Raw genomic sequence first — 14868 nt, forward strand, 5'->3', positions numbered from 1 at the left:
AATGAGTCAGAACGTATACCAATTTATCGACCTGCAGCGTGTTGATCCGCCGAAGAAGCCGCTGAAGATCCGTAAGATCGAATTTATCGAGATCTACGAGCCGTTTTCTGAAGGTCAGGCCAAAGCACAGGCAGACCGTTGCCTGTCTTGCGGCAACCCGTACTGCGAGTGGAAATGCCCGGTGCATAACTACATCCCGAACTGGCTGAAGCTGGCAAATGAGGGACGTATCTTTGAAGCAGCAGAACTGTCGCACCAGACCAACACCCTGCCGGAAGTCTGTGGTCGTGTGTGCCCGCAGGACCGACTGTGCGAAGGATCCTGTACGCTGAACGATGAGTTCGGCGCAGTGACCATCGGCAACATCGAGCGCTATATCAACGATAAAGCGTTCGAAATGGGCTGGCGTCCGGATATGACCGGCGTGCGCCAGACTGACAAGCGCGTCGCGATCATCGGTGCGGGTCCGGCGGGTCTGGCCTGTGCCGACGTGCTGACCCGCAACGGCGTGAAGGCGGTGGTATTTGACCGTCACCCGGAAATCGGCGGCCTGCTGACCTTCGGTATCCCGGCCTTCAAGCTGGAAAAAGAGGTCATGACCCGTCGTCGTGAAATCTTCACCGACATGGGCATCGAGTTCAAACTGAACGTGGAAGTGGGCCGCGATGTGCAGCTCGACTCCCTGCTGAAGGATTACGACGCCGTGTTCCTTGGCGTAGGTACCTATCAGTCGATGCGTGGTGGGCTGGAAAACGAAGACGCTTCCGGCGTATTTGATGCCCTGCCGTTCCTGATCGCCAATACTAAACAGTTGATGGGCTTTGGCGAAAGCAGCGATGAGCCGTACATCAGCATGGAAGGCAAACGCGTCGTCGTTCTCGGCGGTGGCGATACCGCGATGGACTGCGTGCGGACCTCGGTTCGCCAGAACGCAGCACACGTCATCTGCGCCTATCGTCGTGACGAAGAAAACATGCCGGGTTCTAAGCGCGAAGTGAAAAACGCGCGCGAAGAAGGTGTAGAGTTCCAGTTCAACGTCCAGCCGTTAGGCGTGGAAGTGAATGCCAACGGTAAAGTATGCGGCGTGAAAATGGCGCGTACCGAAATGGGCGAACCGGATGCGAAGGGCCGTCGCCGCGCGGAGATCGTCGCCGGTTCCGAGCACGTTGTTCCGGCTGATGCGGTGCTACTGGCGTTCGGCTTCCGCCCGCACAGTATGGAGTGGCTGAAAGAGCACAGCGTCGAACTGGATTCTCAGGGTCGTATTATTGCGCCGGAACGCAGCGATAACGCCTTCCAGACCAGCAACCCGAAAATCTTCGCCGGTGGCGACATCGTGCGTGGTTCGGATCTGGTAGTTACCGCGATTGCCGAAGGTCGAAAAGCGGCGGACGGTATCCTGAACTACCTGGAAGTGTAATACTTCTGGCTCCCCTGCCACAGCCTGACGCTGATGGATGGGGAGCCAATATTTCTCCGCAAAATACATGCGGAATCATTCTTCGAAAACCGCTCGCAAACCATACTGGAAACTCAACTCGCACGCGGTGGTTCACTGACGACGGAGAAAAACCAGCGAACCATTAACCCCACGAATAATTATCAAGAAAATATCACACGTAAACGTTTGCTTTATTCTGAGAACTGTATATTATGCGGCGGATTTTTTGGGCAAAATTCATGGAGGCGTTGTGTCGCAGGACAACAATTATAGCCAGGGCCCCGTCCCTCTGGCGGCGCGGAAAGGCGTGATTCCACTAACGTTTGTCATGTTGGGGCTCACATTTTTTTCCGCCAGTATGTGGACCGGTGGCACACTCGGTACCGGTCTTTCTTATAATGATTTCTTCCTGGCAGTTCTCTTCGGTAATCTTCTCCTCGGTATTTACACTGCATTTCTCGGCTTTATCGGCGCAAAAACAGGGCTCTCAACCCACCTTCTGGCGCGTTACTCATTTGGTTTGAAAGGTTCATGGCTTCCTTCACTGCTGTTAGGCGGCACACAGGTAGGTTGGTTTGGCGTGGGTGTAGCCATGTTTGCTATCCCGGTCGGCAAAGCGACGGGGCTTGACGTCAATATCCTGATTGCGGTTTCCGGTCTGTTGATGACCCTGACCATCTTTTTTGGTATTTCGGCCCTGACCGTTTTATCTATCATCGCCGTACCTGCCATCGTCATTCTTGGCAGCTACTCCGTCTGGCTGGCGGTGAGCGATGTAGGCGGTTTAGATCATTTAAAAGCGATAGTGCCGCAGACGCCGCTTAATTTCTCCACCGCGCTGGCGCTGGTGGTCGGCTCGTTTGTCAGCGCTGGGACGTTAACTGCCGACTTTGTTCGCTTTGGCCGCAACGCCAAAGGCGCGGTGCTGATTGCCATGGTGGCGTTTTTCCTTGGCAATTCGCTGATGTTTATTTTCGGCGCAGCGGGTGCCGCCGCTGTTGGACAGGCAGATATCTCTGACGTGATGATTGCCCAGGGACTGCTGCTGCCCGCAATTGTGGTGCTTGGCCTGAATATCTGGACCACCAACGACAATGCGCTATACGCCTCAGGCCTTGGATTTGCCAATATTACCGGCCTTTCCAGCCGTACGCTGTCAGTGGCTAACGGAATTATCGGCACACTGTGCGCGCTGTGGCTTTACAATAACTTTGTCGGCTGGCTGACATTTCTGTCGGCAGCAATTCCCCCAATTGGCGGGGTGATTATCGCCGACTATCTGCTGAACCATCGCCGGTATGCCGACTTCAGCAAAGCGCAATTTATTTCCGTAAACTGGATAGCTATCCTGTCCGTTGCACTGGGCATTGCCGCCGGCCACTATATCCCCGGCATCGTGCCCGTCAACGCCGTACTCGGCGGCGTATTCAGCTATATCCTGCTGAATCCCCTTTTCAATCGCAGCCTTGTTAAATCACCAGAGGTCAGCCATGCAGAATAATAACATCACCATTCGTCAGGCGCGTTTACAGGGACGCGAAGGATTGTGGCAGCTCACGATTGAAGACGGGCGCTTCAGCCGGATTGAGCCTCAGGACGCAGCTACGTTGCCACAGGGTGAAATTCTTGATGCCGAAGGTGGTCTGGCAATTCCCCCGTTTGTTGAGCCACATATCCATCTCGACACCACGCAAACCGCGGGGGAGCCGAGCTGGAACCAGTCTGGTACATTGTTTGAAGGCATTGAGCGCTGGGCCGAACGTAAGGCAATGCTCACTCACGAAGACGTCAAAGCGCGCGCCATGCAGACCCTGAAGTGGCAAATGGCCAACGGCATTCAGTATGTCCGTACTCACGTTGACGTTTCCGACCCTACGTTGACGGCGCTAAAAGCCATGCTGGAGGTGAAGCAAGAAGTCGCTCCGTGGGTAGAACTGCAGATTGTGGCGTTCCCGCAAGAGGGTATTCTTTCTTACCCCAACGGTGAGGCGTTATTAGAGGAAGCCGTGCGTCTGGGTGCCGATGTCATTGGCGCGATCCCCCACTTCGAATTCACGCGTGAATATGGCGTGGAGTCGCTGCACAAAATTTTCGCCCTCGCGCAAAAATACGACAGGCTTATCGACGTGCACTGCGACGAAATTGACGATGAGCAATCACGCTTTGTTGAAACCGTCGCGGCGCTGGCGCATCGCTACAATATGGGCGAACGCGTGACCGCCAGCCATACCACGGCAATGCACTCCTATAACGGCGCGTATGCTTCCCGTCTTTTCCGCCTGTTGAAAATGTCCGGCATTAACTTTGTCGCCAATCCACTGGTGAATATTCACCTGCAAGGGCGCTTTGACACATATCCTAAACGCCGCGGCGTAACGCGCGTCAAAGAGATGCTGGAGGCGGAGATCAACGTCTGCTTCGGTCATGATGACGTCTTCGACCCGTGGTATCCGCTGGGTACCGCGAATATGCTGCAGGTGCTGCATATGGGGTTACACGTGTGCCAGTTGATGGGGTACGGGCAGATTAACGATGGGCTGAACCTGGTCACCACCCACAGCGCGAAAACCCTGCACCTGCAGGACTACGGTCTGAACGTGGGGAATTCCGCGAATCTGGTGATTTTACCGGCAGAGAATGGATTTGATGCAGTTCGTCGCCAGACGCCTGCCCGTTATTCCATTCGTCACGGGCGAGTCATTGCCGAGACTGTGCCAGCTCGGACTACGCTGCATCTGACCCAGCCAGAAGCGGTGACGTTTAAACGCTAGGTCGTTATATTCCATGTCGGATGGCGCAAGCCTTGCCATCCGACACGGTCTCTCATCGTCAGGCTTGTAATAAGCTGGCGCGCACCTTGATCACCACCTTTTTGATATCCATCGGGGCCTGCGCCACGCAACCCGGTTTATGCGGCTCGCCCGGCATAAAAATCACAAATCTTCCCGGCTTCAGTACCATAGCCTGCTCATCGGCAATCTGGCTGCACAGCTGATAATCATCCTCAACGTGCATCTCTTCGCACTGACGAGCAGAATCGGCCATCCCAAACAGAATACGTTCTTCGCCGGATAGCAGCACCTGAATGTCAATGTACTGCTGATGCAGCTCCGCTTTCTTGTGCTCTGGGTTCTGCGTTGCAAATTGCATGACATTCATAAAAATATTATCGCCCTGCAACTCGTAGCGCCCAGGCGTTTTCTCCTGCGGATTCGCCGCAACGGCAAGCGTTAATGCCTGCTGCAAGACCGGATGTAATCCGGCAGAAGGCAGTGAACGCAACTCATCTGACATCATAATCAATCTCCCAGGGCCAACAGCGCGGCCCCCAGTAATCCAGCGTCATGACGGTAATGCGCCGCCAGTAATTCCACGTGATAGGCCAAAGGCTCTTGTGCCAGATAATGTTCCACCAGCGCCAGATACCCTTCAGCCAGCCCAACGCTGCCGCCAATCACCACGATCTGGCAATCGGTCGTGGCCTTCACATCGGCGACAAGCCTTGCCAGGGTCCGCGCTGAACGATGGATCAACCGGCTTGCTTGCTCATCCCCCTGCCCGGCGCGGCTAAAAATGGTTTTGGCGTCGCATCCAGCAAGCGCGCCTTCGGCTGCCGCCGCTATTCCACGTCCGGAAGCGATCGCCTCAACGCAGCCCACACGCCCGCAGCCGCAAACAGGCCCATGCGGATCAGCCAGCGTATGTCCCAGATGCCCGGCCAGACCGCCGCTGCCGGTCAGCAGTTTTCCTTCGCTGACCACCCCACCGCCCACGCCGGTGGAAACGGTAATAAACACCATATCGCGGTACTCGCCGCCAAGCGCATGATACTCAGCCCATGCCGCTGCCTGGGCATCATTGACTGCCAGCGTCGGCAACGCGGTAAGATCTTTTAGCGTTTGTACCAAAGGAAAATGCAGTAGCCCGCCGAGATTGTACGGATTCAGCGCCAGCAGAGAACCTTCGCGGATAATCCCCGTCGAAGCGATCGCCACCCGCGTTGCCTGCCCCTGTAACGGCGCAATCAGAGCATATAACGCGGCGCGCAGTGCATCCGGCGTTTTGCTGGCAGGCGTTGGCAATTCACGCCGCTCGCGGATTTGCAGATTACTGTCTATCAGCGCGGCAGCCAGTTTGGTGCCGCCGATATCAATCGCCAGCGTGGTCATGACACAGCCTTCTGCATCGCGGTGATAATCTTTTTATCCTGTTGCTCAAATAGCGACATCGTTCTTCCCTTACGTCATTGCCCGGTTTAGCGCCGGGCAACCCGATTAACTTTTGGATTTCACCATGGTGCTTTTGTCACCGCCGAACGGCACGGCCCCGCTAAACGGTCGACCATCAATGGCATCATGCGTACGCAACGCTTCAGGGCGCAGCCAGCGCTGTACGCGGGACGGCATATCGAGACCAATCAGCAGGATCACCACAAATGTCAGACCGAAAGAGAGCGATCCCAGCGCGGTTCCGAGATCCAGACGTTGGGCAATCAGCGCGCCGATGATCGGCGCCAGTGCCCCACCCAGTGCGCCCACGTTGTAGGTGAAGCCCAGGCCCGCCGCACGCTGGTCGGTATCGAAATAGCCACCGATCAGTTTTGGTAAGATCCCGGAGATCCCTTGACCAAGCATTTGCTGGAAAAACAACAATAAACCCAGTACCCAGACGTTTGAGCCGCCAATCGCGAACACTGGAATAATCAGCAGTTGCGAAGCCAGTAGACTGCAGACATAAGCTTTACGCGTGCCCAGCCAGTCACCAAGAAAACCACCGACGCAACAACCGACCGCCGCGCCAAAGCCGCTAAAGAAGAGCACTCTGGCAACCGTTGAGGGGTCATACATGAGTTCGGTTTTCAGATATGTAGGCAGCAGCGCCTGAATCGGCCACGAGTACAAGAAGGCGAATAGCACGACCACCATCAGCATGACGCCCGTCGGCCAGCGTTTCCCGCTGCTTTGCACCATAAAGCTAATGAAGATAAACGCGCAGATCAGTCCAAGAACCGCCACGATAGCCGCATTTTGCAGGTTGCCAGCAAAGCAGAACCACAGCGCGGTTGCGGCGGCGAGCGTCATCAGAATATTAATTACCCGATGCTCACCCCGGTAGAGAATGTCCACCATCGTGCGTACCGGCGCTTTGCCTTCGTGTTTCTCTTTCCAGTCTTCCGCTTCCGGAATATTTTTACGCAGCCAGAGGGCGAAGATAATGGGCAAAATGCCGATGAAGAACAGCGCGCGCCACCCCCAGATCGGGACCACCAGGCTGTAAACCTGGGCGGCGATAACTGCGCCAACGGAGAAGCCGGAAATCAGGAAGCCGCTGGCTTTGTTTCGCAGGTGTTTTGGCCAGCTTTCAATAACATAGGTTGCGCTGGAGCCGTACTCACCCGCCATTCCCATACCGATAACCAGGCGGGCGATAAACATGGTGGTGTAGCCCGGCGCGAAGCCGCAGGCCAGCGTCCCCACGGAGAACAGAATGATGCTGGTGACCATCGCCAGGCGGCGTCCGTAACGATCGCCCATGGCCCCCAGCATTAATCCGCCAAACCAACGGGAGATAAAGGCGGCCGAGATCAGGCTGGCAGCCTGCACCGTCGTCAGTCCGAATTCACCTTGTACTTCAGTTAGCACAAGGGCGATTAATACAAAATCAAAACCATCAAGTAAATATCCCAGCCAGGCGGCGGAAAATGCCCGCCATTGCGCCCGATTGAGATGGCGATACCACGGGATGCTCTGGGTAGAAGTACTCATTTTACTCTCCCGACGATTTTTGTTGTTGTGCCGGACGGCGGCTTTGCCCTATCCGGCCTAAAGTCGAAAAATCCAGGCCGGGCAAGCGAAGCGCCCCCGGCGACCCGCGATTACGCCTTTTCCGCCAGCAGTTGGTTTGCCAGCGCTTTCAGTTCCGGCAGATATCGTTCATCTACCGGGGCAAATGGTTTACGGCACAGTGGGACAGAAACCACATCCATATAGTGCAGTACCGTTTTCAGGCCGCGGAACACGCCAACCTTAATAAGCAGATCGATAACTTTATTGCACTCGGTTTGCAGCTTTTGCGCCGTCCGGATGTCGCCTTCTTTGAGCGCTTTCACAATTCCCTGATAACGCCATCCCATGATGTTGTAAGTGCTACCGATACCGCCATCTGCACCCGCAAGCAGACCAGAAGCGAAGATCTCGTCATAGCCGTTATAAAGCACCAGATCGGGGTGAGCGCGGCGGATCTGTTCCATCTGATAGAGATCGCCTGAAGTTTGCTTCAGCGCACCAACGCCCGGCAACGTCACCAGCGTGTTGATCTGATCCAGCGTCAATTTCACACCGCTCAGCGCCGGAATGTTATAGACCACCATCGGTAAACCATCAGCAGAATCAATAATCGCGCGATAGTGATCGCAATGCTCTTCAAAGCTGAACGGATAGTAAAACGGCGTGACGGCCGAAACCGCATCAAAGCCGTAGCGATGCGCGGCGCTCGCCAGCTGTTGGCTCTCTTCGGTGCTTACCGTGCCAACGTGGGCGATAAGCGTCACCTTGCCTTTCGCTTCTTCGGCAACAATTTCCAGTACCTGCTCTCTTTCAACGCGGTTTTGGACAAAGGCCTCACCCGTTGAGCCACCGACATAGAGCCCATCTACACCTTGACCAATGTTGAAACGAACCAGGCGGCGCAGACTCTCGATGTCCAGTCGCTGTTGATTATCGAATGGGGTTAACAATGCTGGCATTACGCCTTTTAAATCTCTTGCCATAACGACCTCTGACGATGATTAGTGTTATCTGACTGCATACCTTTATACCTGTTATACCAGATCAAATAAGCAGCAATACAATACAGAACGCTTATAGTGCGATCTACTTCACTAAACACTTCATTCTTCAAGCCGCCTCTGCGTAGCTGCGTTCGCTCACCCCTGTCACATAGTTACCTATGCTCCAGGGGGCTCGCTCTCTTGCCGCCTTGATGCAACTTGAATGATTTTGTGTTTAAACGATCGTCAGGATCGCGATCACTTACGCAATTTTTTACTTTTGCTGAAGGCGTGCCAGGTCGCGGAAACGCTGTTGAGGTGTTCTTGCAGTGCGCGGTCCGCTTCTTCAGGATCGCGCTGGCGAATTGCGTCGACAATAGCTATATGCTGCTGATAACTCACGTTATTGTGCTCATACAACTCTTGATCGGCGACGGCCGGACGAGCTGCAATCAGCCAGTCTAACAGCGCAACATGGATGGCCATAAAGATGGGGTTGCCCGGGATCTCCGCCAGCACACGGTGAAAATCAACATCCGAGCGAATGAACAACGCATTGTCATCGAGCGACTGGCTGTTGATCTCCAGCGCTTTCGCCAGTCTGTCGATTTGCTCGTCCGTCGCATGTTCGGCGGCATATCGGACCAGGCTTGATTCAAAGAACAGTCGCAACTGTTCGAAGTGGGCAATGCCGCCGGGATGCGCGAGGAAATCTTTCGCCATACCGGACAGCTCGCTGATAATAGTATCAGCCGAAGGACGCGAAACGCGGGCGCGCTCGCCGTTGTTGATTTGTACCAGACCTTTGCGTTTTAACGCTGCCAGCGCTTCTCGTACAGAAGGACGGCCCACGTTAAAGAAGGCCATCAGCTCCCGCTCAGACGGCAACTGTTCGCCCTCGCCAAATTCCCGACGACGAATCATCTGCTCCAGTTCTTCTTCAACCATCTCAGACAGTTTTTTACGCGCCAGCGGGCGATTGCGTAAGCTACGGCCAATGGTGGATGGAGAGTCTTCAGCTTGCGAATCAAATGCGTTCATAGGGTCCATTCAGCTAAGTCGTGGTGACAAACAACAGCAGGTTTATCCTAACACAGGATCGAAAGCAGGGTGAAATGATGGTCAATCGGGCTGGGCGACTTATTGGTAATATCTATCTTCAGGATATTTTATTATGTTTAAGCATTACGCTTTTCTTTAATTAAACAGCATCATATTCGCTTCATGAAATTTATGAATATGAACGTGATAAATTATCATAACCATCTATTTTATAACGATAAATAATTTAAACATCGAATTAAAAATAAGATATTCACTCCATAAAAAGCACCCGAAAAAATATAACATCCGTTTTGACAACAGCATTATTACCGGATTTATCTTCTTCTCTGGCATGGAGTGAAACAATGTTCGGCATCATTATCTCTGTCATCGTTTTATTAACGATGGGTTACCTGATCCTCAAAAACTACAAGCCGCAGGTCGTGCTGGCCGCCGCCGGGATCTTCCTGATGATCTGCGGCGTCTGGCTGGGCTACGGCGCGCTGGTTGCTGACGACAAGAGCAGCGGCTATCTGCTGGTCGATATTTACAACGAAATTCTGCGGATGCTTTCCACCCGGGCTGCCGGACTGGGGTTATCAATCATGGCGGTCGGCGGTTATGCCCGTTATATGGATAAGATGGGAGCCAGCAGAGCGATGGTTAGCCTGTTAAGCCGCCCATTAAAGCTAATCCGCTCACCTTATGTTGTTCTTGCAGCCACCTATGTGATTGGTCAGATCATGGCTCAGTTCATTACCAGCGCTTCCGGTTTAGGCATGCTGCTGATGGTGACGCTGTTCCCGACGCTGGTCAGTCTTGGCGTTAGTCGTATATCCGCGGTGGCGGTCATTGCCACCTCGATGTCAATTGAGTGGGGCATCCTGGAAACCAACTCAATTTTTGCCGCGCAGGTCGCAGGCATGAAAATCGCTACCTACTTCTTTCAGTATCAGTTACCCGTCGCATCGTGCGTGATCGTTGCTGTCGCTATTGCGCATTTTTTCGTTCAGCGGCAGTTTGATAAAAAAGCATTCCCGGAAAGCAACGGATTCGCTGAACAAAAGACGCTGGAAAACGTACCTCCACTCTATTACGCCATTCTCCCCGTTATGCCGTTGCTTCTGATGTTGGGATCGCTTGCCCTTGCACATATGGGGCTAATGAAAGCAGAGCTGAATCTGGTGGTGGTGATGCTGATGAGCATGACGCTGACCATGTTTGTAGAATTCCTGCATAAACATAATCTGCGCGAAACGATGGATGATGTGCAGGCTTTTTTTGACGGCATGGGGACGCAGTTTGCCAACGTTGTCACGCTGGTGGTCGCCGGTGAGATCTTTGCGAAAGGGTTGACGACTATCGGGACTGTCGACGCCGTAATAAAAGGCGCAGAGCATTCCGGTCTCGGCGGCATCGGCGTGATGATCATCATGGCCGTGGTTATTGCCGCTTGTGCGATCGTTATGGGGTCAGGCAACGCGCCGTTTATGTCTTTTGCCAGCCTGATTCCGGATATAGCCGCCGGACTACATATTCCTGCGGTAGTGATGATTATGCCGATGCATTTTGCTACTACGCTGGCCCGGGCGGTGTCACCCATTACTGCGGTAATTGTAGTGACATCGGGTATTGCCGGCGTATCGCCCTTTGAGGTGGTAAAACGTACGGCTATCCCGATGGCGGTGGGATTTGTGGTGAATATGATAGCCACCATCGCACTGTTTTACTGACCCCGAAGCCAGAAAACAGAACAGGCCCCAAAGGGCCTGTTTTTTATTTCACTACGCGTAGCGCTGGGCGCCCACCGCGAGGCGGCGGCGGCGTGTCATCCGGATCGTTGTCGTCGCCATTATCAGGCTTATCGCCATCAATGACCGACATAACCGGTTCACTCTCAAAACCAGGCGCGTCGTTGTCGTCATCATTTAAGCTGGCGACATCTTCGTCGTAGGCGGCTTCCGGTTCGAACATAGTACCGGCGCCATTTTCACGAGCATAAATTGCCAGAACTGCCGCCAGCGGTACAGAAACCTGACGCGGCACACCACCGAAGCGCGCGTTAAAACGCACTTCATCGTTAGCCAGCTCCAGGTTACCCACCGCACGCGGTGCAATGTTCAGAACAATTTGCCCGTCACGCGCATATTCCATCGGAACCTGCACGTCCTGAAGCGTCACATCCACCACCAGATGCGGCGTGAGCTGGTTGTCTAACAACCACTCATAGAATGCGCGCAGCAGATACGGACGGCGTGGTGTTAGCTGTGGCAAATCCATACAGGTTAACCCCGGCCCAGACGCATTTCACGTTCAGGCTCAGTCAGAGAAGCCAGGAAAGAGTCACGCTCAAAGACGCGAGTCATGTACCCTTTCAGTTCTTTCGAACCTGCACCGTTGAATTCAATACCCAACTGCGGTAAACGCCACAGCAGCGGCGCCAGGTAGCAGTCTACCAGGCTGAACTCATCGCTCAGGAAGTAAGGTTTCTGGCCAAATACTGGCGCAATTGCCAGCAGTTCTTCGCGCAGACGCTTACGCGCGACTTCGGCTTCAGAAGCAGAACCGTTCACGATGACGTTCATCAGCGTGTACCAGTCTTTTTCAATACGCTGCATGTACAGGCGGCTTTCACCACGCGCAACCGGGTAAACCGGCATCAGCGGCGGATGCGGGAAGCGCTCATCCAGGTATTCCATAATGATGCGAGATTCCCACAGGGTCAGCTCACGATCCACCAGTGTCGGTACGCTCTGATTCGGGTTGAGGTCGATCAGATCCTGAGGTGGATTGTCCTTCTCCACATGCTCAATCTCGAAACTAACACCTTTCTCAGCCAGCACAATGCGGACCTGATGGCTATAGATGTCAGTAGGACCAGAAAACAGCGTCATTACCGAACGTTTGTTGGCAGCGACAGCCATGAAAACCTCCAGGTATATTCAGAATTTTTACTGCTACCAGCCACTCAGTGGCCAGCCAGAAGTGATGTCACCCAGATTCGGAAAAGCCATTACTGTTCAAAATACAAACAAAAAATGAACGATACCGGACATTTGGGCAGAAAATTGGATGATAGTTTACCAGATTTTGTGACCTTTGTGGTGAGTCGATTCTTGAAATGGGGAAAAAGAGGTGGCAATCAGCGGATTACCGTGGATCTACGAGCAGAAAAACGATAAAAAAACCCGCCGAAGCGGGTTTTTTCGCAAATTGTTGTCTGCCGAAGCAGAGTACAATTAACGTTTGGAGAACTGAGGACGACGACGTGCTTTACGCAGACCGACTTTCTTACGTTCAACCTGACGAGCATCACGAGTAACGAAGCCAGCTTTACGCAGTTCGCCACGCAGGGATTCGTCGTACTCCATCAGAGCGCGGGTGATACCGTGACGGATCGCACCAGCCTGACCAGAGATACCACCACCTTTAACAGTGATGTACAGATCCAGTTTCTCAACCATGTCGACCAGTTCCAGCGGCTGACGAACTACCATGCGGGCAGTTTCACGACCGAAGTACTGTTCCAGAGAACGTTGGTTGATTACGATTTTACCACTGCCCGGTTTGATGAAAACGCGAGCTGCGGAACTTTTGCGGCGACCAGTGCCGTAGTATTGATTTTCAGCCATTGCCTATAATCCCGATTAGATGTCAAGAACTTGCGGTTGCTGTGCCGCGTGGTTGTGCTCGTTGCCAGCGTAAACTTTCAGTTTACGGAACATAGCACGACCCAGCGGGCCTTTTGGCAGCATGCCTTTAACCGCGATTTCAAGCACACGCTCAGGACGGCGAGCAATCATCTCTTCAAAGGTCGCTTGTTTGATACCACCGATGTGACCGGTGTGGTGATAGTACACTTTGTCAGTACGCTTGTTGCCGGTTACAGCAACTTTGTCAGCGTTCAGAACGATGATGTAATCACCGGTATCTACGTGCGGAGTGTATTCCGCTTTGTGCTTACCGCGCAGGCGCAGAGCCAGTTCGGAAGCCAGACGGCCCAGAGTTTTACCGGTCGCGTCAACAACATACCAGTCGCGTTTTACGGTTTCTGGTTTAGCTGTAAAAGTTTTCATTAAAAGCTTACCCAAATAAATAAGTTACACGTTGGTGAACACCCAAACGTTTTGTCAGTTGAGGTTCACACGACATTGTCCAGCAAACCTACCCCTTCGAATAGCCTATGCCGGCGCATAGAAAGTTTTGGGAAAAAAACTCTCTCGTAACGTGGGGTCGCAAGATTATAGAGAAGTCAGGGTCAAAGATCGACCCCTTTATGTGATTTGCGGCAGGTTTAACCGGCTAAATGTTCCCGCTTCAGATACTCTTCGCTTTGCATCTCCTGCAAACGCGACAAACAGCGCTGAAATTCAAACTTCAGACGCTCGCCCTGATAAATTTCATAGAGTGGTGATGCCGCACTGATCACCAGCTTGACATGGCGTTCATAGAACTCATCCACCAGCGCGATAAAACGCCGCGCTTCGCTTTCCATCAGCGAGGTCATGACCGGCACATCAAACAACAGCACCGTGTGAAACAGACGCGACAGCGCAATGTAGTCATGTTGGCTACGCGCATCGACACAGAGCGTGGTAAACGACACCGCCAGCGTTTGGTTTTCGACGGCCAGCGTCTGCATTGGACGATGATTGATCTCCAGCGTCGGCGCATGTTCACCTTTGGTTCCCGCTAATGCCAGCCAGAGTTTATCCATCTGCTGGCGGGTTTCCTCATTCAGTGGCGACAGCCACAAATGCGCCTGCGTTAAGGTACGCAGACGATAATCGACGCCAGCATCAACATTCATGATGTCGCAATGCTGTTTGATGGCATCGATGGCAGGAAGAAAGCGCGTGCGTTGCAAACCGTTACGATACAGCTCATCTGGCGGAATATTGGAGGTCGCCACCAGCGTAATACCACGGGCAAAGAGCGCTTTCATCAGGCCGCCGAGCAGCATGGCATCGGTGATATCGGAAACAAAAAATTCGTCAAAGCACAGCACGTCGGTTTCGGCCTTAAAACGGTCGGCAATGATTTCCAACGGATCGCTCTGCCCCTGTAAGGCAGTAAGCTCTTCATGGACGCGCAGCATAAAACGGTGGAAGTGCAAACGCTGTTTACGTTCGCCCGGCAGGCTATGGTAGAACAGATCCATCAGCCAGGTTTTTCCGCGCCCAACCCCGCCCCACATATACAAACCACGCACCGGCGCGTTGGTCGGTGACTCACGCTTGCCCAGCAATTTGCCAAAACGCGCCATCAGTCCGCTCTCCTGCGGTGCAGGACGTGTCGGCGTCGTAAGCGCCTGGAAAATTGTTTCCAGTCGATTCACGGCTTCTAGTTGTACATTGTCGGGTTGATGACTGCCGTCTTTGAGTGCTTGCTGGTAACGCGATGTCGGGGAAAGGCTTTGCATGATGTTATTGTTATTCCTTGAGAATCGATGTGCCGTCGCTCACGGTTGACGAAAAAAAGGCCGTTCTACATTACGTGATATAAACACGGGATTCCACTTCTACGGGATTAGCGGTTATAGTGGCATAATCAGGCGCGGGCATGGGGCCTAAAGCCAACACCCTACGGAAACACAAGACAACGGGAGATGTTC

General features: G+C 53.4%; 14 protein-coding genes. 4 read left to right on the top strand and 10 right to left on the bottom strand.

The window, feature by feature from the left end; translation table 11 throughout:
* The first annotated feature begins 1 nt into the window (after position 1).
* The 3 genes from LA337_20990 (at position 2) to LA337_21000 (ending at position 4212) form a co-directional block, all read left to right on the top strand.
* Positions 2-1420: a glutamate synthase small subunit gene (locus LA337_20990; GenBank protein UBI15603.1), complete on the top strand. Its 1419-nt coding sequence runs from the start codon at positions 2-4 to the stop codon at positions 1418-1420.
* A gap of 271 nt (positions 1421-1691) precedes the next feature.
* Positions 1692-2942, top strand: coding sequence for a cytosine permease (gene codB, locus LA337_20995; protein ID UBI15604.1), 1251 nt, complete (start codon positions 1692-1694; stop codon positions 2940-2942).
* Positions 2932-4212 carry a cytosine deaminase gene (locus tag LA337_21000; protein UBI15605.1) on the top strand — a complete coding sequence of 427 codons (1281 nt, stop codon included), beginning with the start codon at positions 2932-2934 and terminating at the stop codon, positions 4210-4212. The genes codB and LA337_21000 overlap by 11 nt, the downstream gene beginning before the upstream one ends.
* Positions 4213-4270: 58 nt before the next feature.
* On the opposite strand, the gene LA337_21005 is transcribed toward LA337_21000, so the two are convergent.
* From LA337_21005 to nanR, 5 genes are all read right to left on the bottom strand, one after another.
* Positions 4271-4738 carry a YhcH/YjgK/YiaL family protein gene (locus LA337_21005; GenBank protein ID UBI15606.1) on the bottom strand — a complete coding sequence of 156 codons (468 nt, stop codon included), beginning with the start codon at positions 4736-4738 and terminating at the stop codon, positions 4271-4273.
* Between the two features lie 2 nt (positions 4739-4740).
* Positions 4741-5610: an N-acetylmannosamine kinase gene (gene nanK / locus LA337_21010; GenBank protein ID UBI15607.1), complete on the bottom strand. Its 870-nt coding sequence runs from the start codon at positions 5608-5610 to the stop codon at positions 4741-4743.
* A 105-nt stretch (positions 5611-5715) separates the two neighbouring features.
* Positions 5716-7206 (bottom strand): MFS transporter, encoded by a 1491-nt coding sequence (locus LA337_21015; protein ID UBI15608.1) that lies wholly within the window; start codon positions 7204-7206, stop codon positions 5716-5718.
* Between the two features lie 110 nt (positions 7207-7316).
* The gene (nanA, locus tag LA337_21020) at positions 7317-8210 is read right to left on the bottom strand and encodes an N-acetylneuraminate lyase (GenBank protein ID UBI15609.1); all 894 of its coding nucleotides are present in this window, start codon (positions 8208-8210) and stop codon (positions 7317-7319) included.
* 258 nt (positions 8211-8468) lie between these two features.
* On the bottom strand, positions 8469-9260 hold the full coding sequence (gene nanR / locus LA337_21025) for a transcriptional regulator NanR (protein UBI15610.1): 792 nt from the start codon (positions 9258-9260) through the stop codon (positions 8469-8471).
* 359 nt (positions 9261-9619) lie between these two features.
* Here nanR and dcuC point away from each other — a divergent pair, with 359 nt between their 5' ends.
* A complete protein-coding gene (gene dcuC / locus LA337_21030) occupies positions 9620-10987 on the top strand; it encodes an anaerobic C4-dicarboxylate transporter DcuC (GenBank protein ID UBI15611.1) in 1368 nt (455 codons plus the stop codon).
* 43 nt (positions 10988-11030) lie between these two features.
* Here the strand turns inward: dcuC and sspB are convergent, their stop codons facing one another.
* The 5 genes from sspB to LA337_21055 all read right to left on the bottom strand — a co-directional run bounded on the left by sspB (position 11031) and on the right by LA337_21055 (position 14676).
* Positions 11031-11534, bottom strand: a complete 504-nt coding sequence (gene sspB, locus LA337_21035) for a ClpXP protease specificity-enhancing factor (GenBank protein UBI15612.1) — start codon at positions 11532-11534, stop codon at positions 11031-11033.
* A 5-nt stretch (positions 11535-11539) separates the two neighbouring features.
* Complete coding sequence (sspA, locus tag LA337_21040; protein UBI15613.1) at positions 11540-12178, bottom strand: stringent starvation protein A; 639 nt, start codon at positions 12176-12178, stop codon at positions 11540-11542.
* Between the two features lie 315 nt (positions 12179-12493).
* On the bottom strand, positions 12494-12886 hold the full coding sequence (rpsI, locus tag LA337_21045; protein UBI15614.1) for a 30S ribosomal protein S9: 393 nt from the start codon (positions 12884-12886) through the stop codon (positions 12494-12496).
* A gap of 15 nt (positions 12887-12901) precedes the next feature.
* Positions 12902-13330, bottom strand: coding sequence for a 50S ribosomal protein L13 (gene rplM / locus LA337_21050; protein UBI15615.1), 429 nt, complete (start codon positions 13328-13330; stop codon positions 12902-12904).
* 218 nt (positions 13331-13548) lie between these two features.
* The gene (locus LA337_21055; GenBank protein UBI15616.1) at positions 13549-14676 is read right to left on the bottom strand and encodes an AFG1 family ATPase; all 1128 of its coding nucleotides are present in this window, start codon (positions 14674-14676) and stop codon (positions 13549-13551) included.
* Between the last annotated feature and the right edge of the window lie 192 nt (positions 14677-14868).

The organism is Citrobacter europaeus (genome assembly GCA_020099315.1).
In the GTDB taxonomy this organism is placed as follows: Bacteria; Pseudomonadota; Gammaproteobacteria; order Enterobacterales; family Enterobacteriaceae; genus Citrobacter; species Citrobacter europaeus.

Bases quoted from the DNA above. Each gene is read 5' to 3' on its own strand.
- LA337_20990 (UBI15603.1), top strand. From the start codon at position 2: ATGAGTCAGAACGTATACCAATTTATCGACCTGCAGCGTGTTGATCCG.
- LA337_21000 (UBI15605.1), top strand. From the start codon at position 2,932: ATGCAGAATAATAACATCACCATTCGTCAGGCGCGTTTACAGGGACGC.
- LA337_21005 (UBI15606.1), bottom strand. From the start codon at position 4,738: ATGATGTCAGATGAGTTGCGTTCACTGCCTTCTGCCGGATTACATCCG.
- nanK (UBI15607.1), bottom strand. From the start codon at position 5,610: ATGACCACGCTGGCGATTGATATCGGCGGCACCAAACTGGCTGCCGCG.
- LA337_21015 (UBI15608.1), bottom strand. From the start codon at position 7,206: ATGAGTACTTCTACCCAGAGCATCCCGTGGTATCGCCATCTCAATCGG.
- nanA (UBI15609.1), bottom strand. From the start codon at position 8,210: ATGGCAAGAGATTTAAAAGGCGTAATGCCAGCATTGTTAACCCCATTC.
- nanR (UBI15610.1), bottom strand. From the start codon at position 9,260: ATGGACCCTATGAACGCATTTGATTCGCAAGCTGAAGACTCTCCATCC.
- dcuC (UBI15611.1), top strand. From the start codon at position 9,620: ATGTTCGGCATCATTATCTCTGTCATCGTTTTATTAACGATGGGTTAC.
- sspB (UBI15612.1), bottom strand. From the start codon at position 11,534: ATGGATTTGCCACAGCTAACACCACGCCGTCCGTATCTGCTGCGCGCA.
- sspA (UBI15613.1), bottom strand. From the start codon at position 12,178: ATGGCTGTCGCTGCCAACAAACGTTCGGTAATGACGCTGTTTTCTGGT.
- rpsI (UBI15614.1), bottom strand. From the start codon at position 12,886: ATGGCTGAAAATCAATACTACGGCACTGGTCGCCGCAAAAGTTCCGCA.
- rplM (UBI15615.1), bottom strand. From the start codon at position 13,330: ATGAAAACTTTTACAGCTAAACCAGAAACCGTAAAACGCGACTGGTAT.
- LA337_21055 (UBI15616.1), bottom strand. From the start codon at position 14,676: ATGCAAAGCCTTTCCCCGACATCGCGTTACCAGCAAGCACTCAAAGAC.